General features: G+C 45.4%; 20 protein-coding genes. 15 read left to right on the forward strand and 5 right to left on the reverse strand.

The features are described 5' to 3' along the window. Nucleotides 1-236 precede the first annotated feature (236 nt). Entirely contained in the window at nt 237-3,413 is a 3,177-nt protein-coding gene (locus LZG72_RS00670; protein WP_233866277.1) for a M12 family metallo-peptidase, read from the reverse strand. 227 nt (nt 3,414-3,640) lie between these two features. Between LZG72_RS00670 and LZG72_RS00675 the strand changes: the two genes are divergently transcribed. The 6 genes from LZG72_RS00675 to LZG72_RS00700 all read left to right on the forward strand — a co-directional run bounded on the left by LZG72_RS00675 (nt 3,641) and on the right by LZG72_RS00700 (nt 13,369). After that, a complete protein-coding gene (locus LZG72_RS00675; protein WP_233866279.1) occupies nt 3,641-4,297 on the forward strand; it encodes a TetR/AcrR family transcriptional regulator in 657 nt (218 codons plus the stop codon). After that, nucleotides 4,275-5,612 carry a TolC family protein gene (locus LZG72_RS00680; protein WP_233866282.1) on the forward strand — a complete coding sequence of 446 codons (1,338 nt, stop codon included), beginning with the start codon at nt 4,275-4,277 and terminating at the stop codon, nt 5,610-5,612. The genes LZG72_RS00675 and LZG72_RS00680 overlap by 23 nt, the downstream gene beginning before the upstream one ends. Nucleotides 5,613-5,705: 93 nt before the next feature. Then, the gene (locus tag LZG72_RS00685) at nt 5,706-6,821 is read left to right on the forward strand and encodes an HlyD family secretion protein (RefSeq protein ID WP_233866285.1); all 1,116 of its coding nucleotides are present in this window, start codon (nt 5,706-5,708) and stop codon (nt 6,819-6,821) included. Nucleotides 6,822-6,853: 32 nt separating this feature from the next. Beyond that, the gene (locus LZG72_RS00690) at nt 6,854-8,428 is read left to right on the forward strand and encodes a DHA2 family efflux MFS transporter permease subunit (protein WP_233866287.1); all 1,575 of its coding nucleotides are present in this window, start codon (nt 6,854-6,856) and stop codon (nt 8,426-8,428) included. 162 nt (nt 8,429-8,590) lie between these two features. Beyond that, on the forward strand, nt 8,591-12,256 hold the full coding sequence (purL, locus tag LZG72_RS00695; RefSeq protein ID WP_233866289.1) for a phosphoribosylformylglycinamidine synthase: 3,666 nt from the start codon (nt 8,591-8,593) through the stop codon (nt 12,254-12,256). A gap of 108 nt (nt 12,257-12,364) precedes the next feature. Beyond that, complete coding sequence (locus tag LZG72_RS00700) at nt 12,365-13,369, forward strand: virulence RhuM family protein (protein ID WP_233866292.1); 1,005 nt, start codon at nt 12,365-12,367, stop codon at nt 13,367-13,369. A 12-nt stretch (nt 13,370-13,381) separates the two neighbouring features. Here the strand turns inward: LZG72_RS00700 and LZG72_RS00705 are convergent, their stop codons facing one another. Beyond that, entirely contained in the window at nt 13,382-14,002 is a 621-nt protein-coding gene (locus tag LZG72_RS00705; RefSeq protein WP_233866294.1) for a TetR/AcrR family transcriptional regulator, read from the reverse strand. An 80-nt stretch (nt 14,003-14,082) separates the two neighbouring features. Here LZG72_RS00705 and LZG72_RS00710 point away from each other — a divergent pair, with 80 nt between their 5' ends. From LZG72_RS00710 to LZG72_RS00730, 5 genes are all read left to right on the forward strand, one after another. Continuing rightward, complete coding sequence (locus tag LZG72_RS00710; protein WP_233866296.1) at nt 14,083-14,562, forward strand: hypothetical protein; 480 nt, start codon at nt 14,083-14,085, stop codon at nt 14,560-14,562. Beyond that, nucleotides 14,562-15,140, forward strand: coding sequence for a cupin domain-containing protein (locus LZG72_RS00715; protein ID WP_233866298.1), 579 nt, complete (start codon nt 14,562-14,564; stop codon nt 15,138-15,140). Before LZG72_RS00710 ends, LZG72_RS00715 begins: the two co-directional genes overlap by 1 nt. A gap of 81 nt (nt 15,141-15,221) precedes the next feature. After that, nucleotides 15,222-16,079 (forward strand): Bro-N domain-containing protein, encoded by an 858-nt coding sequence (locus LZG72_RS00720; RefSeq protein ID WP_233866300.1) that lies wholly within the window; start codon nt 15,222-15,224, stop codon nt 16,077-16,079. 84 nt (nt 16,080-16,163) lie between these two features. Beyond that, the gene (locus LZG72_RS00725) at nt 16,164-16,895 is read left to right on the forward strand and encodes a hypothetical protein (protein ID WP_233866302.1); all 732 of its coding nucleotides are present in this window, start codon (nt 16,164-16,166) and stop codon (nt 16,893-16,895) included. Nucleotides 16,896-16,971: 76 nt separating this feature from the next. Further along, nucleotides 16,972-17,553, forward strand: a complete 582-nt coding sequence (locus LZG72_RS00730) for a Fic family protein (protein ID WP_233866305.1) — start codon at nt 16,972-16,974, stop codon at nt 17,551-17,553. On the opposite strand, the gene LZG72_RS00735 is transcribed toward LZG72_RS00730, so the two are convergent. Next, nucleotides 17,524-17,709, reverse strand: coding sequence for a hypothetical protein (locus LZG72_RS00735; RefSeq protein WP_233866309.1), 186 nt, complete (start codon nt 17,707-17,709; stop codon nt 17,524-17,526). The genes LZG72_RS00730 and LZG72_RS00735 overlap by 30 nt on opposite strands. An 838-nt stretch (nt 17,710-18,547) precedes the next feature. Between LZG72_RS00735 and LZG72_RS00740 the strand changes: the two genes are divergently transcribed. The 3 genes from LZG72_RS00740 (at nt 18,548) to LZG72_RS00750 (ending at nt 20,108) form a co-directional block, all read left to right on the forward strand. After that, nucleotides 18,548-18,748: a hypothetical protein gene (locus LZG72_RS00740; protein WP_233866312.1), complete on the forward strand. Its 201-nt coding sequence runs from the start codon at nt 18,548-18,550 to the stop codon at nt 18,746-18,748. A 167-nt stretch (nt 18,749-18,915) separates the two neighbouring features. Next, nucleotides 18,916-19,440, forward strand: coding sequence for a dihydrofolate reductase family protein (locus tag LZG72_RS00745; RefSeq protein WP_233866315.1), 525 nt, complete (start codon nt 18,916-18,918; stop codon nt 19,438-19,440). A gap of 59 nt (nt 19,441-19,499) precedes the next feature. Beyond that, nucleotides 19,500-20,108: a 2'-5' RNA ligase family protein gene (locus tag LZG72_RS00750; protein ID WP_233866318.1), complete on the forward strand. Its 609-nt coding sequence runs from the start codon at nt 19,500-19,502 to the stop codon at nt 20,106-20,108. 12 nt (nt 20,109-20,120) lie between these two features. On the opposite strand, the gene LZG72_RS00755 is transcribed toward LZG72_RS00750, so the two are convergent. Then, entirely contained in the window at nt 20,121-20,423 is a 303-nt protein-coding gene (locus LZG72_RS00755; protein ID WP_233866321.1) for a hypothetical protein, read from the reverse strand. A gap of 254 nt (nt 20,424-20,677) precedes the next feature. Between LZG72_RS00755 and LZG72_RS00760 the strand changes: the two genes are divergently transcribed. Then, on the forward strand, nt 20,678-21,268 hold the full coding sequence (locus LZG72_RS00760) for a 2'-5' RNA ligase family protein (RefSeq protein ID WP_233866324.1): 591 nt from the start codon (nt 20,678-20,680) through the stop codon (nt 21,266-21,268). On the opposite strand, the gene LZG72_RS00765 is transcribed toward LZG72_RS00760, so the two are convergent. Further along, on the reverse strand, nt 21,269-21,862 hold the full coding sequence (locus tag LZG72_RS00765; RefSeq protein ID WP_233866327.1) for a 2OG-Fe(II) oxygenase: 594 nt from the start codon (nt 21,860-21,862) through the stop codon (nt 21,269-21,271). Between the last annotated feature and the right edge of the window lie 17 nt (nt 21,863-21,879).

Here is a 21,879-nt window from a genome sequence, read left to right on the forward strand (position 1 = left end):
CCTCCGGAGCCCGCACGTATTTCTTTTCAATTGCATTTTCTGGAAACAGGAGGCTCGGGAGCTTTGCTTGGTCTTGCCGATAGAAATCTCTTGTAACCAAATGCTTCTTATCAAGGCCTCCAAGATTTGGCCTATTGTCAAACTCAGTTTCCTGCCAGCCACAGCGTGGCTCCCTGTTTATAGAAATTGTGATACCAAATTGAATGAAAGGCCCCGGCGGGGCCTCCTGATATTTCTTATTTTGCCATCTTCAGAATTTTGGTAACCTTCCCGGCTTTCAGCCGGTAAATGTAAATCCCGCTGGGGAGTCGCGATGCGTCTACATCCGCAGTGTGCCAACCTGAATGGAACGCGCCGCTTTTCAACAAGGCTATTTTTTGGCCGCGGACGTTGAAGAGTTCCAATTCTGCAGTTGTGGCCTCGGGCAAATAGAATGTAATAGCTGTTTTCGACTGTGCGGGATTTGGTACGTTTTGTAAAAGCATAATCTCCGAGGGCTCAGTTGCTGTGACTAATTCGCAGGCGGCGGCTTTTTCTACATTGAATGCCGGACTTTCATTGCTTGTCAACTCGGGATTCGTAGTGATGGTACGGATCGTATAGAGTCCGGTTGAAAGAGTTTCGGGGAACTTCAGAGTAACCTCGCTACCGTTTTTGGAAAGTGCGGGCAAGATCGTCAGCGCATTTGTTGCATTGTTTTTCAGCTGAAAGGAAATGGTATTGTCTTTTCCGAAAGTTGAATTGGTAGTAATGGTAACACTCGTTTCTTTGCCCACACAATACCTGGATTTTGGTACAAACCTTTGAATTTTGTTTTCTTCAAATGAATGCAATTCACCGCCGTTCGTCAGGATCAATAACTGATCGTTGAAAATTTCCAGATCGAAGGGTTCTTTCAGGAAGTTCAGGCCGTCGGAATAAATGGTTGCTTTCTGATTTTTGTATTTGATAAGTGCATAATCTGCAAAATCCTGATTGATAATGCCGATGAAACGGTAGGCCGACAGCCACATGGTCCCGTCTTTGTCAGAAATGATTTTTTGAATGGCGAATGGCGAAAAGGTATCTATCGCTTCCCATTCCTTGTTTTTGTTCAATTTGCTCACGCCCCAATCTCCGTAGGCATAGCAGGTTTGATCCTTATCAAAAGCTAATCCTTTCACGTTTCGCCATTGCGGGAGGTAAGTCTCGGGAGTCCATCGTTCGTTGAAAAACGAATAAACACGGCCGTCACCCATCACGGCCCAGACACGTCCGGTACCGTCTTTTTCGATGCAGACAGCCAGGGTTGAAAAGAGTGTATTGTAGTCGTAGAATGTCCAGGCACCGTTGTGAAAACGTCCCACTCCCAGATTTGCCGTTTTGAAAAACATACCGTCTCCCGACACAACAGCCTTGCTAAATTCATTGAAGTAGATAGCCGGATAGCCAGATGGATAGTCGAACGTTTTCCCGTCCGATTCCACGAAAAGGTTATTGGTTCCAAATAAATAGGTTTTGCCCGTGTCCGATGCTCCGAAAAGGCTGATGTAATTGGAGCTTTTTCCGGCTGTCGTGGTGACGGTACTGGCCGACCAGTCTTTGAGGTTTTCAGTTGAATAGTAGCCACTTACAATATCAAACACATACAATTTCTTTCCCGCCGGGTAGAACCGGTTTTTAAGGGCTCCGCGGAAATTAGCCGATAACATATTTTTGGAAATGGTAGTCAGATACTGAAAGCGCTGATCGTCCATTCCCGTTGAAAGCTGGTAGCTTCTCCAGTTTGTCATGTTTTCCGGGAACCACTCGATCCGTGTACGAAGATGATAGTCCTTATTTTCTGAAAGTTCGGGCATGAAATCAGATTTATTGGTCACCCATTCGTTCATCCGGTTGGTAGTGTTGCTGTTTGTGTACACGATATCCTTGAAATCGGCGTCTGTGGCGATCTCTATATGTTCCAAAACTCCCGTATGCGGATTTGAGATGAAATTTTGAGTGGCGAGAATGGGCTTGCTGGAAATGTTCTGCAAATTCGTAGCATTCCAGACCACGCTGCCCCATGGATTTGTTGTGCCCTCGGGGTCAGACCATTGGCTCCATATATTCCCGTATTTCACCCGCAGACGTACGTTATTTTGTCCATAAAAATTGTTCGGTACCGCAATTTTGAAGGACTGAGTCGCATTATTATCCGATGTAAAATCAAAACTGATCTTCTGCTCTTCATTATTAGACGTTGAAACCTGAACCTGGTAAGAATGAATACCCTCATATTTCTTGAAGCTTCCATACACAATCAGATCGTTGTCCATCCGGACATTGGAGAGAACAGGCGCGGTCGCTTGTTCGGAAAAAGGTCCCACTTTAAATGGAAGTGGCGCGGACCAATTGCTGCTTCCCCCTGCGTTCACGGATTTTAACCGGGCAAAATAATTACCTTCTGCCAGGCCGCGCGACTGATAAATGGACTGTTTTGGCGATTCATCTTCAAGTATTTGGGTAAATGCGGCATCCCGGGCAATTTGGAAAACGAAATGTCCGGCCAATTCCTGCGCATCCCACTCAAATGTCGGCGTGTTGACTGAGCCAGTTTCCCATTTTTTTAAAAGCTGCGGTGTTGTCGGCGCATTAACCAATGCATTCAACTTGAACTCGGTATTCACTTTTCCCTCGGCATAGTCCCGTATCAGGTTCTGGCAAAGCGGATGAAAAGACATATTGCTGCGGCAATAAGACATAATTGAACCATTTATCGACTCGGTAAACAGGCTTTGGCAAGAATCGGAGACATTCTCTACGGAATTGCACCGATCAATGGGGCCGCCGGGCCAGGAGCAGTTGTGCGTGTGCGGGGAACCGAGGGTGTGCCCAAGTTCATGCGCCAGCAAATCCACGTAAATGCCCGGATTATATGGGTCCGGAAAATTCGACGAGCACATCCGGTACCCGCCATAAAACCAGCCGCCGCGCACCGAAAGGGAAACCACGGCATCCCGCGGTTCGAATCGATTGTTCCGCCAGTAGTTCACTACGTTGTTGAAATAATCTTCGTCATTGACAAGTGGGTAGGGTTCCGGCTGGTCCCAAATCAGGATCGATACCACAGTGAGTTTGATATTCATATCTCTTTCGAAAATGAGGGAAGCATTTTCGATAAATCGGTACGCAGCCTTTGTAATGGCCTTTTTGTCGCTATTATAATGCAGGTAAGTTTTATAGTTGACATCCAGCGCGAGCCGGTATTCGAGCTGCTCCGTCGCACCTGCACGTGCGGAGGCTAGGTCAGTTTTGAGTGAATATTTTTTCAGGTAAGCTTCGGCAAGCGAGTCGTTTGTGCCGCAGGATGGCAGCGTTTGTCCAGCTACCCGGACGGAAGCAGCTAATAGAATAAGGAAAAGCAAAGCTGATCCCGCGAAGTAAAATTTCATCAATAATAGCGGAATAGAGTTGTATTGACGATAAAAATAGATCAAAAACGGTTACAACGGGCGAGTATTTAATCTCAGTATTAAAAAAAATTTAATGGTATTAATTTGATAAATCCTTCAACTAATCAAACGTTTGTTTAAATAAATCAAACAAGCGTTTGATTTCTGTTTTTGAGTTTGGTAATTTTGTCTTGTCATTAACAAAAAGCACTGCTAATATCCTGTTAATGAAACACATAATGGAATACAACGCCAAACAATTGCAAATCATCGAAGTGGGCGAGCGGCTATTCGCCCAAAAGGGTTTTGCAGGAACTTCAGTGAGAGATATCGCGCAGGAAGCAGACGTAAATGTTTCCATGATCTCTTATTATTTCGGATCAAAAGAAAAACTCATTGAGGCCCTGTTCCAACACCGGATGAACGAATCGCGGTCGCGCCTGGAAACGCTTTTAATGGACGACGATCTTATGCCTATACAAAAGATCAACGTACTGATAGACAGTGTGATAGACCGATTAATGGGAAATCAATGCTTTCACAACATTATGATGAGAGAGCAGCTTTCTTCGGAACGCACGCCGGTCATTTCGGAACACATCCGGAATCTCAAAATACGCAATATGCAGCTGATGCAGAAGCTCATTCAGGAAGGTCAGGATTCCGGCGCTTTTCGCAAGAATATCGATATGAGCCTCATGTCTACCACACTTTATGGCACGATTAATTATGCTATCGCCACCCAGGATTTTTATAAGAAAATCAACGACCTCGAATCTATGGAGGAAGAAGAGTTTCAAAAATACCTGAAACGCAAATTGAGCCAGCACCTAAAAAGTCTATTTAAATCATCCGTATCTAATGAACACCACATTCAAAATTAAGAGAATGGTCTACGCGGCAGCCGGAGTGATCTGGGTTGCGGCTGCCACGCATTCCTTTGCCCAGACCGCACGCACCCTTACGTTGGAGGAGGCCATTGAAATGAGTTTGAAAAACAGCAAACAGCTTAAATTGAGCCAGACGAATGTAGATCTCGCTGGATTAAGCATTCGTCAGATCCGGGAAAATCAGCTGCCCAATCTGAGTATTTCGGGATCATATCTGCGGGTTAATACTCCAAATATCGACCTAAAGATCAAGCAGAGTGGAAATGATAGCACGGGTGGCGGGGCTGCTCCGGCAGTGCATCAGGCGATGTACGGCATGGCCAGCGCATCGCTCCCGATCTTTTCAGGTTTCCGGTTTAAATATGGATTGGAGTCTGCGCATTACCTCGAACAGGCTGCGAAACTGGACGTTGAAAATGATCGCGACGCCATTATACAAAATACCGTTGCGGCTTACAGCAATTTATACAAAGCAAAAAAATCGCTTGACCTGGTTTCTGAAAATCTTTTGAGAGAACGTGAGCGGGTGGCGGAATTTACCAACCGTGAGAAAAACGGGATGCTGGCTAGGAACGATCTGATGAAAGCCAAACTGCAGGAATCAAATGTAGAACTTGCTCTTTTGAATGCAGAAAACGATCTGAAAATAACGACGATCAATATGGACCTGATGCTCGGCCTTCCCGAAAATACTGCTGTCTTGGCTGATTCCGCGAGTTTTATTCAATTAAAAGAGGAAGGAAGTGTAGATCAGTGGGAACAAAATGCATTGGCACACCGAAAGGATTTTGCAGCAAATGGTATTCGGCAAAAAGCGGCTGTAACGGACATTAAGGTGGCTAAAGCGGATTTTTATCCAAGTGTCGCACTGACTGCCGGGTATGTTGCATTGAATATTCCGGGAGTTGCGATGATCCCAAATGCAGTGAATGCGGGGATTGGGGTTAAATACGACATTGCATCGCTGTGGAAATCCGGGGCCAAAATGGAGCAGGCAAAAACCTGGGTATATCAGCTAAAAACGAATGAAGAAATTCTGCTCGACCGCATTCATCTGGAAGTAAACACTGCCTATTTTAATTATGTGTTAAGTAAACGCAAAATTGATGTCTATGCCAAAGCCGTGGAGCAAGCCAGCGAAAACTACCGCATTACGAAAAATAAATATGATAACAGTCTGGTAACCACCACCGATCTGCTCGATGCAGACGTTGCGCAGGTTCAGTCGCAAATCAACTACGAAGCAGCAAAAGCCGACGCCATTGTTGCCTACAAAAAACTCGAACAAACCGCGGGGATGATTAATTAGGTCAATTAGTCATTGGGTCACTAGGTCATTAATTGTTCGGAGTGGTTCGGGATAGAACATTCACTCATTCAGTCATTCAACATTAAAATAATAATGGAAACTAAACAAACCACATTGGAGGCAGAAGAAACTGCACCACAAAAGAAAAGTTACCGCTTTGTCATTATCCTTACCGCGCTCATTTTGGTGGGCGGGATCTGGGGATTCAATAAATACAACCACGGGCTCCATCATGAAGAAACGGACGATGCGCAGATAGACGCCAACATCAGTCCGGTAATCCCAAGAATTTCGGGATATGTGACCGAGATCCGGGTTAAGGATAACCAGAATGTAAAAAAAGGGGATACGCTGATCGTACTTGATAATCGTGACCAGCTGATCAAACTGGAACAGGCGAAGGCCGGGCTGGCTGGCTCACAGGGAAGTCTGGTGGTGGCAAATGCGACTACGAATGCGTCACAAGCCAGTGGCATCACGTATGAAGCGAACATTTCGATTGTAGAAGCGCAGATCGAGGAAGCAAAAGTAAATGTGTGGAGAGCAAATCAGGATTTTGCTAGATATGAAAACCTGATCAAAGACCATTCGATTACGCAGCAGGAATTTGAGCAGGCGTCGGCCACCAAACAAAAAGCGGAACGTGCATTGGCGGTTTTAGTTGCACAGAAAAATGCCGCTCAGCGTCAGGCGAAAGCGGCTGGGCAACAAACCAGGGCCACTTCTGTGCAAACCGGTGTTGCAAATGCAAACATCAAAGCCAGACAAGCTGAGATCGCAAATGCAGAGTTGAACCTGTCATATACGGTGATCACCGCCCCAACCGACGGTCGCGTGTCGAAGGTAAATGCGCAGCTTGGACAATTTCTGCAGGCCGGACAATCACTTTTCAGCATTATTTCGACGACAGAACCTTGGGTGGTAGCCAACTTCAAAGAAACGCAGTTAACCAGGATGAAGCTTGGGCAAAAAGTGCTGGTGCATGTGGATGCTTATCCGGATCATGAATTTGAAGCGAAAGTGGCTTCGTTTTCACCTGCGACCGGCGCACGTTTTGCACTTTTACCTCCTGATAATGCGAGCGGAAACTTTGTGAAAGTGGTGCAGCGTCTGCCGGTACGAATCGAATTTACACAAGAAAAAGATCATCAGTTTATCTCAGAATTGCGTCCGGGTATGAATGTCTTTGTGGACGTTCTGTTGAACTAAGAACCTGATTTTGATTCTAAAACCAATATTGAATGGAATTACAGGAATCACTTGTTGAATACGGCTTTCGCCGGATCATCATTACGATCACAGCGGTTTTGTGCGCATTGCTGGAAATCGTCGATACAACGATCGTGAACGTGGCACTGAATGATATGCGGGGGAACCTTGGTGGAACCCTGTCCGAAGTAAGCTGGGTAATTACAGCGTATGCCATTGGTAATGTGATCATTGTGCCGATGACAAGCTGGCTTTCGCAGCAATTCGGGAGACGGAATTATTTTGCTGCCTCGATCATCATTTTTACAGTCGCATCATTTCTTTGCGGAAATGCGGATAACATCTGGGAGCTGGTGTTTTTCAGGTTAATACAAGGTTTGGGAGGTGGCGCCTTGCTGGTAACTGCCCAAACCTTGATCACCGAAAGTTACCCACCCGAAAAACGCGGAATCGCGCAGGCTATTTATGGTCTGGGTGTGATTGTAGGGCCGACTCTCGGCCCGCCGCTGGGAGGTTACATTGTCGATAACTACGCGTGGCCTTACATTTTCTACATCAATATCCCGCTCGGAATTATCGCAGCGATGCTCACGCTCCAGTTTGTAAGAAGCCCGAAATTCGCGGAGAAAAAGAATAGTTACGAGATCGATTATTGGGGGATCGTTTTCCTGGCGATCGCGGTAGGATCTTTGCAATATGTTTTGGAAAAAGGGCAGGAGGAAGATTGGTTTAATGACGAGATCATTACGCTTTTGACAGTTACCTCGGTTTTTGGGTTCTTTTTCTTCATCTGGCGCGAGTTAACCTATAAAAATCCGATTGTCAATCTTCGGGTTTTGTCAAATGGCAACCTGCGCGTTGGGACGATATTATCTTTTATTCTCGGGTTTGGCTTGTACGGCTCCACTTTCATTATTCCATTATATACCCAGGCTACGTTGGGGTGGACGGCGACACAATCCGGGATGCTGATGGTGCCGGCCGCGATCGTTACGGCGATGATGATGCCAATCGTGGGGCAGCTTTTACAAAGAGGTGTGAAACAACAATATCTGGTAGCGCTGGGGATGATTTTCTTTTTCATTTACAGCTACTGGGGTTACCTGATCCTCACGCCGGATACCGGTAAAGACGCATTCTTCAACATGCTGATCGTGCGCGGAATTGGACTTGGACTGCTTTTTGTACCGATCACCACTTTGGCATTATCCACCTTGAAAGGCCGCGAGATTGGTGAGGGTGCGGCGTTTACGGGAATGATGCGCCAGTTGGGCGGTTCATTCGGAGTGGCGGTGATTACAACCTATCTGGCACGCCAGAATATGTTGCACCGGAACGACCTGGTAAGTAAGCTGGATGTGAATAATCCGGCTGTCCAGCAGCGGGTTGAAGGTTTGCAGCATTCCTTTATGGCGAAGGGTATGACCGCTGATATGGCGCTGAAAAGCGGCTATAAAATGCTGGATTTTACCGTTACCAAACAGGCGCAGGTGATGTCTTATATGGATGTTTTTCTGTATCTGGGCGTCATGTTCCTTATTTGTGTACCCTTTGTTTTGTGGACTAAAAGCGGAAAAACCAAAGTCGACGCTTCGGCAGCGCATTGATATTTTTAAGTGTAGTAGTGTTAGTGAAGAAGCTTTCCGTATTTGGGGAGCTTCTCTTTTTGTTGCCGGGATATGCGACAGCGTTATTATTAGGCAGAAAAACGTCGCTAAGGCTGGGCAAAAAAGCAAAATAGCCTTACCTTTGCGGCATAATACGATACCATGATATACTTTTTTGAAGACACCCAAAACACTGTCTTTGCGCTGCAAACTGAGCGACCGCTGACAGACACTGATATCTCAAAATTAAGCTGGCTTTTTGGCGGCGCAGAACTCCGGGATGAGCAAACCATCACGGAGTTTTTTGTTGGTCCCCGTGCCGCTATGATTACGCCGTGGAGCACCAATGCCGTGGAAATCACCCAGAATATGGACATCCAGGGCATTATCCGCATTGAAGAATTCAAGAAAGTCGATGCGGATTTTACTGATTTCGATCCCATGCTTTCGCAGAAATACCCCGAGCTGAACCAGGATATTTATACGATCAGCATTAAGCCGGAGGAGATTCAGGAGGTCGATGATATTGCAGCCTATAACAAGCAGGAGGGACTTTCTTTGAGCGATGAGGAAGTTGAGTATCTTAATAATCTTGCCGAAAAACTGAACCGGAAACTGACGGATTCGGAGGTTTTTGGTTTTTCGCAGGTCAACTCGGAACACTGTCGTCATAAGATCTTCAATGGAACATTTGTGATCGATGGCGAGGAGCAGCCGGTCTCATTATTTAAGCTGATCCGTAAAACTTCCGAAACGAATCCGAACTCAATTGTATCGGCATATAAGGATAATGTAGCTTTTGTAAAAGGGCCTGTTGTGCAGCAATTCGCGCCAAAACGGCCGGATGTTCCTGATTATTATGAGATTAAGGATTTTGAGTCGGTACTTTCTTTAAAAGCAGAAACACATAATTTCCCCACAACGGTCGAGCCATTTAACGGCGCGGCGACTGGCTCAGGAGGTGAGATCCGGGACAGGCTAGCAGGCGGGCAAGGTTCATTGCCTTTGGCAGGAACGGCGGTTTATATGACCGCACTTTCTCGTTTGGAGGAAAATCGTCCGTGGGAAAAAGGAGTTGAAGAAAGGAAATGGTTGTACCAAACACCGATGGACATCCTGATCAAAGCTTCCAATGGCGCGACTGATTTTGGCAATAAATTCGGCCAGCCGTTAATTGTTGGTTCGTTACTTACGTTTGAGCATGAGGAAGAAGGCCGCAAGCTTGGGTATGATAAAGTGATTATGCAGGCGGGAGGAGTAGGATATGGAAAGGCGGATCAGGCTAAAAAATCGACTCCCGAAACCGGCGACCAGATCGTGGTAATGGGTGGCGAAAATTACCGGATCGGAATGGGCGGCGCGGCGGTTTCTTCTGCTGATACCGGCGCTTTTGGTTCGGGAATTGAGTTGAATGCAATCCAGCGCTCTAATCCTGAAATGCAAAAACGCGTTGCCAATGCAGTTCGTGGCATGGTGGAAAGTGGTAACAATACCATTGTTTCGATTCACGATCACGGCGCAGGCGGACATTTGAATTGTCTTTCTGAGCTGGTTGAAGAAACCGGTGGAAATATTGATCTGGATAAATTACCGGTCGGTGATCCGACACTTTCAGCGAAGGAAATCATCGGTAACGAATCCCAGGAACGCATGGGATTGGTGATCAGCAAGGAAAACCTGGAAACCCTGAAACGCATTGCGGACCGCGAACGGGCACCCTTGTATCAGGTAGGAGAGGTCACCGGAACTCACCGGTTTACATTCGAATCGCAAAAAACCGGCGCCAAACCAATGGACCTGGAAATGGACGACATGTTCGGCAGCTCGCCGAAAACCATCATGGCGGATAAAACCATTGATAGAAAGTACGGGCCTGTCACGTATGAAGTTGAAAAGCTTCACGAGTATCTGGAACAAATGCTTCAATTAGAGGCAGTTGCAAGTAAGGATTGGCTTACTAATAAAGTAGACCGTTGTGTGGGCGGCCACGTTGCCAAGCAACAATGCGCCGGCCCGTTGCAATTACCATTGAATAATGTAGGGGTAATGGCGCTGGATTTTCAGGGAAAAGACGGTATCGCCACTTCAATCGGGCACGCGCCACTTTCTGCATTAATTAATCCCGCAGCCGGAAGCCGCAATGCGATCGCCGAATCACTTTCCAACATCGTTTGGGCACCATTAAAAGATGGACTAACGAGCGTTTCACTTTCCGCAAACTGGATGTGGGCCTGCCGGAATGAAGGCGAGGATGCACGTTTATATAAAGCGGTGAAAGCCTGCTCGGAATTTGCGATCAGTCTGGGAATCAACATTCCGACGGGTAAGGATTCGCTTTCGATGAAGCAGAAATATAAGGATACCGAGGTGATTGCGCCGGGTACGGTAATTATTTCCGCAGCCGGGCATTGTGATGACATCACTGGGGTAGTTGAGCCGGTTTTGAAGAAAAGTGGTGGTGCGATTTATTATATCAATTTATCAGGAGATCAATATAAACTGGGCGGTTCGTCGTTTGGTCAGATCCTGAATAAAATTGGGGATGAAACACCTGATATTACCGATGCAGCTGCATTCAAAACTGCATTTAACACCATTCAGGAGTTAATTAAAGCCGGTAAAATTCAGGCTGGTCACGATATTGGCAGCGGCGGTTTGATCACGACTTTGCTTGAAATGTGTTTTGCGGACCGTGACCTGGGAGCTTCCATTGATTTGTCAGGTTTGGGAGATCAGGGTATAATTAAAAAACTTTTTGCTGAAAATATCGGTATCGTTTTCCAGGCCGACGAATCGGCGGAATCGGTTCTGGAAGCAAATGGAATAACTTTCCATAAGATAGGAACCGTTAATCTGGCTTCGACTCTGACGGTTAAAGATGCGTCGGGTAAATGGGATCTTGATATCGATAATCTGCGTGATGTTTGGTTTAAAACTTCCTATCTCCTGGATCAAAAACAAACCAAGCCGGAACTGGCGAAAGAACGTTTCGATAACTACAAATACCACGTACTACGCTACAAATTTCCAGCTCAATTTGATGGTAAAAAGCCGGTAATCGATGCTTCGAAACCACGTCCGAAAGCAGCGGTACTTCGTGAAAAAGGCAGTAATTCCGAGCGCGAATTGGCTAATGCGATGTTTCTGGCGGGTTTTGATGTAAAAGATGTCCACATGACCGATTTGATCTCAGGCCGTGAAACATTGGAAGACATTCAATTTATCGGCGCAGTTGGAGGATTTTCGAATTCAGATGTATTAGGTTCTGCAAAAGGCTGGGCCGGGGCATTTCTTTACAATGAAAAAGCGAAAATCGCGCTTGAAAATTTCTTTAAACGCTGGGATACTTTGTCGGTAGGCGTTTGTAACGGTTGCCAGCTTTTTGTAGAGCTTGGTTTGATCAACGACGGACACGACAACAAGCCGAAAATGCTGCACAATGCAAGCGGAAAACATGAGAGCATTTTTACTTCGTTGACAATCCAGCCAAACAAATCCGTAATGCTCTCAACCCTGGCGGGAAGTACATTGGGCGTTTGGGTATCTCACGGCGAAGGTCGTTTCGAGTTTCCATATACCGAAGACCGTTATAGTATTGTAGCTAAATATGGCTACGAAACGTATCCGGCATGTCCGAACGGTTCCGGCTTCAACACGGCGATGCTTTGCGACGAAACCGGCAGACATTTGGTGATGATGCCACACATCGAGCGCTCCCTTTTCCAATGGCATTGGGCAAACTATCCCGACGGAAGAAAGGATGAGGTTAGTCCGTGGATGGAAGCTTTTGTGAATGCGCGGAAGTGGATTGAAGGCAATCAGAAATAACTCGAAACGACATTAAACGTTTATACCCGCTTAACGGCGGGTTTTTTTATGATGAAAGACGTAGATTTGAAAACTGTCTCAAAACACACTAATCAAATCCTTCATTCAATGGAAAAGCAAGAGATCATTATTTATCGGGCCGAAAATGGTAAAAGCTCTGTGGTACTTTATGCCCGGGACGGAAACATCTGGCTAAGTCAAAATCAGCTAGCCGAACTTTTTGTCACCTCAAAGCAGAATATAAGCCTTCATGTTATTAATATTCTCAAAGAGAATGAGTTAAATGCGGATTCAGTTGTCAAGGATTACTTGACAACTGCTTCTGACGGCAAAAAATATGACGTTACCTTCTACTCTCTGGAAATGATTTTGGCCATCGGATTCCGCGTTAGAAGCAATCGTGGGACGCAATTCCGTCAATGGGCGAACCAGAATTTACGAGAGTATATTGTGAAGGGTTTCGTTATGGACGACCAGCGTTTGAAGGATCCTGACGGCAGGCCTGATTATTACGATGAGCTGTTAGCGAGAATACGGGATGTCCGGGCGTCCGAAAAGCGGTTTTATCAAAAAATACGTGACTTGTTCGCATTGAGCATTGACTATGATAAGACGGATAAGGCAACACAAATGTTTTTCGCGGAAACTCAGAATAAAATGCTTTATGCCATCACCGGCAGAACCGCCGCCGAAATTGTCGTGGACCGGGCCGACGCCACAAAGCTGAATATGGGCCTGACTAGCTGGAAAGGGGCGATCGTACGCAAACAGGACATTTTAATCGCAAAAAATTATCTCACGCAAGATGAAATAGACAGCCTAAACAGATTTGTAACTGTGTTTCTCGAAACGGCAGAACTCAGGGCAAAAAATCGTCAGCAAATCAAAATGGATTTCTGGAGGGAGAATGTGGACCGGATTATTGAATTTAATGACAAAGACTTACTTCAGGGCAGAGGCTCGATAAGCAATGAACGAATGGAGGAGCAAGTGTTCGACATATATCAGCAATTCGATTCCAGTAGAAAACAGAAGGATGCACATTTAGCTGATCAGGAGGATTTGGAAGAACTAAGAAAATTGGAACATCAGATAAAAGCTTCATCCAAGTGACATCAAAATGCATTAACCAATCTCCCCCAAAAACAACTCAATGTCACTCAGCCCCTTTTTTGTCGCGTAAGGTCTGAACAAATGCGCTTTCATCTTTAGATAATAATTCATTTGACTTCCCAGATTCTGGCGTTTTTCGGATAATACAGCTTCAGAAAGCCAGAATCTGTTTTGTATGCTGTTGCTGGAAATAATGAGCAATTCATCGTCGTCGGAGCTGAATTTCAAGTACTTGTTTTCTGCTAAGATCTTCATATCCCGGTGCAATCCGGCATGACGTTCGTTCCGGACTCCCTCATATTTCTCTGACATCTTCGGGTTTTGCTCCATTAAATGCACCATACTCAAATGAAGACACTGATATCTCAGGCCGTTTTCGAAAAGTAGTCTGCTCATTTTAAGAAAGTCATATAGACTTTTAACCGGGAAATCCTGGTGAATTTGCGAATTGGATTCAGAATATGTTTCGCTTAGCCGGAAAACCAGATCGTCTTTTGTCGGAAAATAATAGGTGAGATTTCCGATCCGCATGCCCAAATCTGCTGCCAGTTCGCGCATTCCGGCATATTCTATTCCTTTGAGGTTAAATATCTCCAATGCCCGTTTAATAATTTTTTCCTCGGTTGCATTCATTTTTTTAAAGTGATATTTGGTCAATGTCCTAAATGTATCTAATTTTAGGTCGTTGTCCAAAAATATAACTTTTTAACTTCATGACGAAATCATTTTCAAACCTCTTTCTGATTATGGCGTCGATCGCCTTTATCACCATCATCGGCGCGGCCATTTATGAACACGCCGCAATTGTACCCGTGTGGAGTATGGCGCCGCCCGTGTCGCTCAGCATGTTCCAGGGCGAGTATGGCATTCAACCGGCCAATTTCTGGATGCCGGTGCATCCGGTAACCATTTTGCTCCTCGCCGCTGCATTAATCGCCAACTGGAAGCTGCCGCGCCGAAAACAAATTTTAATCGTTTTCGGCGGCTACCTATTGATTCTTTTGATCACAGCTACCTATTTTGTTCCCGAATTGATAGCCATTACCACATCGGCATATTCCGTTGCTACGAGCGTCGACCTGACGGTGCGAGCAGACCTGTGGGAAAAGCTTAGCTTGCTGCGTTTGAGCGTGTTATTGATATTTGCTGGGATGCTTTTGCGGAGTTTAACCATACAAACCGAGGTCAGATAATGGAAAGTACAACCATCAAAAAGAAATATCCGGTGACGATCGATAATGGTCACGGCGAGCAACTTACTTTTCTGGGACGCGAAGTTCGCGACGGCGTTGAATATGTTCGGGTTGAAAATCAGGTAAGTCCGGGATCGGGGCCGCCGATGCATGTACATCACCAGCAGCACGAAAGCTTGCATATTCTGGAAGGTAAAATGGGGATCGAAGTCCGGGGTGAGCAGCCGTTTTTTTTGAATGAAGGCCAATCGGCCACATTCAAAGCCGGCATCGCCCACCGGTTCTGGAATGCCGGAACGACCACGCTCCGCTGTACCGGGGAAATCTGGCCGCCGTATAATATCGAGTATTTTCTCGGTGAGGTTTACCGGTCGAGCCGGGAAAACGGCGGAGGCCGCCCAGCTGCATTTGACGCGGCTTATCTGCTCTCGAAGTATCGGAGTGAGTTTGATATGCTTGGCATTCCGGCCTTTGTGAAGAAAGTTATTTTCCCGGTGGTGCTTTTTATTGGGAAGCTGCGGGGGTGGGATGGGAGGTTTAAGGGTGCGCCGGAGGCGCAGGCGGAATCGTCGAAGTAAGAAGTGGGGGAAAAATATTTCATTTGAAATATTTTTCCCAAATTGTCAGAAATAATCTCCACGGTAAAACTTACACATACTATGACAAAGCAAGACGCCATTCAAATTTTTGAAGACAAAAAAGTAAGAACTGTTTGGGATGAGGAACAAGAAAAATGGTTTTTTTCAATCATCGATGTCATTGAGATCCTGACCGATACGGATCGGCCGAGGAAGTACTGGAGTGATTTGAAAAGCAAATTGAAAAAGGAAGGTAGTGAGTTGTCCGATTTTATCGGACAACTGAAAATGCGTTCCTCTGATGGGAAGCTTTACAAAACTGATGTTGCTGATACTGAACAGCTATTTCGCCTGATCCAATCCATTCCTTCACCCAAAGCAGAACCTTTTAAACTCTGGCTGGCGCAAATTGCATCAGAACGCCTCGATGAAATGCAGGATCCGGAGTTGACTATCGATAGAGCATTGGAACAATATCTTCGGCTGGGTTATTCGGAAAGCTGGATAAATCAGCGTCTGAAAAGCATTGAAATCCGTAAAGAGCTGACCGATGAATGGAAAAGCCGGGGTTTGCAGGAAGGACTGCAATTTGCAGTGCTCACAGACATTATCACCAAAACCTGGGCGGGAAAGACTACGAAAGAATACAAAACCCTGAAAGGTTTGAAAAAAGAAAATCTCAGGGACAATATGACCAATACGGAGCTGATTTTGAATATGCTGGCCGAGGCGTCGACCAAGGATATATCGCAGGCCGTCAATCCTGAAACTTTTGAGCAAAGTAAAAAAGTCGCATATCAAGGCGGGAATGTCGCCAAGGTTGCGTTGAATGAGCTTGAAGCTCAAACAGGCAAGAAGGTGGTGACTGCCGGTAATGCTAAAACCGTTTTGGGCCGGGAAACTGAAGTTAAAGAGCTAGATTCGAGCAATTTAGGTTGAGTGCGTTCTTATGCATTAAACTTACTTACCCGTTTCAATCCACCTACAATTCTTCCTAAATAGAAGTTTCAACTAACGCTATCAATGACCGCCGAAACTCTCAACATCCAACTACTCGAACTTTATAAAAACTACATGCAATCCATTTACTCGCAAACCTGGAAGGACAATGTGTCTGCGCCGTTGCTGGTGCATGTTTTTGACGAGTATTGCGCGATGGAAAATAGAATACTTTTTGTGGGGCAGGAGACTTTTGGATGGCATTCAATGAGCAAAAAACCGAGTATTGCTGAGCTTTTGCTAATGTATAATGGCTTTCGGCTCGGCAAGCCCAGCGAGTTGCGCGACGGAAAGAGCCAACGCATATTATCAAGTCCGTTCTGGAACTTCTGCCGGACTACATTTTTCGATTTGAATCGCGATTTGGACGGAGTGAGCAAGCATACAAATGGATTTCTTTGGACCAATATCTCTAAGTTTGATTGCAACAGTACTACACCATCACCTGATCTGCAAGACCGGAACAAAGAAGGTTTTGAATTGTTGAAAGCCGAAATCGCTATTTTGAAACCGGATGTAGTAGTGTTTCTCACCGGCTCCAAATACGACGAACGCATTAATGCAGTCTTCAATCCCGTGCGGAAAACCATATTGCCCGAAGGATATTTATATCAACTTTTCACCAGCGACGGTTCTCTGCCGCTCCGTACTTTCCAGACCAAGCATCCCAGAACATTACTTGGCTCGCGTAGAAATAAAATGGAAAATCGGTATCGGGAGGTTTTGGGGAAGGTTGTTGAATGTGCGTTTTGTTGAGTCGGAGAAGTAGGTTTAATATTGGTTGTCGTTTTCAATTAAAAATCCTTTCTTCGAAAATACTTCAACACTTTCAATGAACGACGGAACCGATTACACGCCTTCCATTGATGAAAATCTGCTGGACATATCCGACAGAGAACTTTTGAACCTATACGAAACCAGTGGCATTGCCAAATGCGAAATACTGATTCAGGAACTAGACTTGGCGGCGGATCTTGATATTAGCTTCATGTTGGAAATTCATAGAACAGCTTTTTCTGAATTATATAGCTGGGCTGGCAAATGGCGAAATATTGAGGTTCAGGTTGGTAAGTTATCCCCACCGCATCCATCGCAGGTTCCGGCGTTGATGTACCAATTTGCCGACGATATCAATTACAGGCTTAAAAGGGTGGAGGAGAGGCAGGAGATTGCTGAGCTACTCACTTATTTGCATCACCGTTTTGTATGGATTCATCCTTTCAACAACGGTAACGGCCGCACAGCGCGATTGCTTTTGAATGCTGCTGCTATGCTTAAAGGTTTTGAACCAATACAATTATATCACCGAGAGGGGGAGGCAAGAATCAAATATATTGAAGCTTTGAGGGATGCAGATCAGGGCGATATGAATGCACTTACTGCCTTAATTCTTGTCGAACTTACGCCCCTTTAACTCCGCTTCCCGCAATAACGCGATTACGATAGCCTTGACCTGTGCCTCTGGCACCTGCTGATTTTCCAACGCCATACTACCACTCACAGATTCGGTGATCATTGAAGTAACATAGGCTTTTTGGCGTAGCTTGGCGTATTTTTCGAATAGTTTCATAGCTTCAAATATAATATTTTAGAAAAAATAACCCATTGTTTATTACTTAAATGACGATCGAAGAATTTTATAAGTTTAAAGGAGACTTAGCTTTTGAACTTTCGGCGTTGTTTGTCGATGACAATTACTGACGGCGATGTAATGGACGCATTATACATGTTGCATTCGGACGAGGATGATATGGAATGGATAGGAGATGTTTGGGATTTAGATATCACCTATAATCAAGCGTTGTCTGAATTGTCTAAGTTTGATTTAATATTTTGTTCAAAGCCATCGAAATCGATGAGGATTGGATTCCTTCCAATTTTGTGGTCAAAAAGAAGGCCAGGTTTAAACATCAGGAGACAATTTGGGTAATCCATAGATATGACGCTGATCCTTTTCCATCATTTCCGCACGCACATAATATGGAGTCGAACCACAAGCTTGATTTATCCACGGGCAAATGCTATGAGAAAAGACAGGTAATATACAGCTTCTCAAAAAAGGAACTTCTAGAAATTAGGGAAAGAGCTTCACAGGTCTATACTGAACGCCTTCCTGAACTTTTAATATAATATTGTTCTAACGGTGGCTGCCTCCTACCGTTAGAAAATTCCCCACCCCCCAATTTGCATCCCAGCAAATTTCTCCCGAATATGCGTCCTCCAAAAAAGTAGTCTTTATGAAAAATCTTGAAAGTTTTGCCCTGTTATGGTGTGAGGTCGGCGAAAGTCCCTCGAGCTTAGATTACTTCGCTTGGACACCTTAGGCAGGGCATTTTTTTTATCCATCCAAAAAAGTAGTCGTAATGAACAACAAACCAAACTCCCCAGAGTCTCCAGACTCGACGTGTATGGCCTACGGTGAACAGGTCAAAGAATTGCTGAGCGCCAGCTCGCCGGAAACATGGCTCGACCACCTTTGGACGATCTACACGGGCTACATGATTTCCATGAAGGAACAAGGTTACGATCCCCGTTCCGCCGATATCTTCGGGTCGTTTAAGGATCTGGTGTTTTTCTTTGAGAGGATGAAGCGGGCCGGGAATGATTGAATGAGTGAATGAGTGAATTTGAATGAGTGCGCCGTGGAACGCGAATGAGTGGGCGGGCGAGCCGGTTTGATGAATATTTTTACTACTCACGTTCTTCTATTTTCGCATTATCCCAACCAATGACCATACCCGACGGTCTACCACTATAAACACCAACCATAACTATAATGCGGAAACTCGTACTTTATATTGCGATTAGCGTCGATGGCTACATTGCGGCGCCGGGGGATGACCTGGCATTTTTACAGAAAGTGGAGAAAGAAGGTGAAGATTATGGGTATGCAGAATTTATGACGGAAGTCGATACGGTGATTGTGGGCCGGCGGACGCATGAATGGGTAATGCAGCATGCGCCGGACTTTTCTCACGATGGCAGAGAAACGTATATCATTACCCGTACGCCTCGGGAAAGCATTGGTAACAGGCATTTTTACACGGGCGATCTTGGCGAGCTCATTGCTGATTTGAAAGCGAAAGAGGGCAAAACCATTTTTTGTGATGGGGGCGCCGACGTGGTGCATCAGCTTCTGAAACACGAGCTGATCGACGAATTTGTCATTTCCATTATTCCCGTATTCGTCGGTAATGGCATCCGGCTTTTTAAAGATGGACGGCCGGACGGAGATTTGACATTGGTTAATGCGAAAAGTTTCGATACCGGATTGGTGCAATTGCATTATCGGCGAGCCTGAGCGGAAATCCGGGAAACGGTAGATCTTCCTGCCAAAAGCCTTAAATGGGTATGATGCAAATGAAACGGATGTCCGTGTATACGCTTGTGATAAGTCCGGATGAACGGATCGTTGGTCTGGTTCGGACATTGAAAAAGCGTTTGCAACAGCAGCTTGGGCGTAATTACGGCAGTGTCAATTCCGCCGCGCACATGACGTTGATTTTGTTTTTAGCCCATGATGAAAATTATCCACTCATTTTAGCGGAGTTCAAACGGGTGCTGGCGGGATTGGCGCCGTTTCAAGTTGCATTGTCGGGGTTCGGAGAATTTGCCGACCGGCCTGAATGCGTTTTCTACATTCAACCGGATGACGATTCGGTAGACATAATCCTGGAACGATGTAAAGAAATGGGCACCAATTTCAGTAAGTTTTTGAGACGGACCCACACCGATAAATGGGACATCGTCGGCAGGAAAAAGCCGCATATGAGCGTGGCGCGCTCGCTGACTAAATCGGAGCTTGATGTCTGCAAAGAGTTATTGAATGAAGATTTTGTGGCAGAGTTTCAATGCAATGCATTTGCCATTCGTAAACTCAATGAAGAAAAGGGGCAGTATGAAATTGTTGATATTATTCCTTTGCTTGGTCACGAGTATATGGCGGGGCAGCAGATGCGGTTGTTTTGAGTAATAAAATTCTTACTGGCACGTACTAAGCGTAGCCTTTACGCGGTAAGGCTTTGCTCTAACCATCCGGATGTTGTTGAATTCTCCAATAACCATGGTGTCGTCCGCAGGAATAATGCCCCGCTTTATCCAGTTGCTTACTGTCTCCGTATTTTTTATATCAAAGCGTTTGCAATACTCCTTAATTGTCACCCATTCAGTTAAATCCAGCACTTTTTCTTTTCTGATTAGGACTTCACTACCTGCATGAATCGCCTGATCCGCTTGTTCCATTAATGCAAGTACTCTTGCCCGAAATTCATCTTTTGCTTCCATACTTCATTTGTTTAGTTGTCTACTTTCGTTCCTCCACAGCATAACTCCATTCTGAAAATCACTTGCTACTATGTTACGGGCTAAATGCAGGCTGGTCACAAAAATGTCAACGCATTTTGAATGAAAGGCGCCGCCGCTTATTTAAAGGACTTAGGATTGCAAAACGGATGCGTTTGTACGAGCCTTATGTTCTCCTGTTTTGAATTCTTTGCAGCTTTTCCGTATTTCGAATTTCGTCCAAAATTTGAAATGCCATGGAACAGTATTCCCTCGCCATTATGCCCAGCCTCGAAATTGCCAGTCAGGTGGCGGAGATGAAACAGCAATATCGCATCGCGGTCGGCAGAAGCTATGGCAGCGCGAATGCGGAGGCGCATATTTCTCTGGACGGGTTTGATGCGGATGAAAACGACTACCCATATATTCTGGCTGAATATCGCCGAGTTGTCTCGGAGTTGACTCCTTTTGAAATCCGGTTTTCCAGCTTCGGTGATTTCGATCGCGCTAATTATTCTGCTTTTTACATTAAGCCAACGGAGGAAACTTCGGCTGCGATCCGCGAGAGAAGTGAAACGGTCATGAAGAATTTTGATAAAAAACTAAAAAAGCAATACACCAAAAAATGGGCCGACGAATCGAAAAACCCGCATATGACTATCGGGCGGCGACTCACACGCGAGTGGATTGGACTTGCTTACTCTATGTTTACAGAATACGAGGCCGCATTCCTCTGCGATGCATTTGTAATCCGCAAGTTCCATGAGAAACGGCGGCAGTATGATGTGGTGGATGTGTTACCGTTAGTTGGTTCACCTGCGGTTCAGTTGGATTTGTTTCAGCCTTGACTAACCTATTTTCAGCCAGCCGGTAATGCTCATTCGTGCCTTGTTTGTCAATAGTACCTCATGTTCCAGTTCACTGCTTTTGAAGAACACGGTTTTTCCATTAACGGGAGCGATATCCTGCTCGTGGTCGTCGTGGTAAATCCTTAGCTCGCCGCCGTCGGTTTCCTGCCAGTCTGCATTTAAATACGTGATCATCGAATACTGCCGGCTTGGATTGTTGCGAAATTGATCCAGGTGTTTTTTATAAAAGCTGCCGGCCGGGTATAAAGCGTAATGAAATTCGTAACCTGTAATGCCGGTGTAACAAGTCTGGTTGAGATGAAGAACAAAGCTGTCTATGAGATCGAAAAATTGGTTTTCGAAAGGGTCGTTGTGCTTTCGGTCCAGCCAATAGATCATATCTCCACGGTACAATTTGTCTTGCACGATGATTTTTTCGTTACCTGTACCTGCCGATTGAAACTGGTCATCGGCGAACAATGCCGACAAGTTACGTTTCAGTTGGGCGGCCAATGTCTCGTTCAGGAAATTTTCGGCTATCCCCACTTTATTGTGGATGTAGCTGTCGATGAGGGTGTTAAAGATCGTTCGCAATCTGTGAAATTTAGCGG

The sequence above is a fragment of the Dyadobacter sp. CY323 genome (assembly GCF_021390245.1).
Classification (GTDB): domain Bacteria; phylum Bacteroidota; class Bacteroidia; order Cytophagales; family Spirosomataceae; genus Dyadobacter.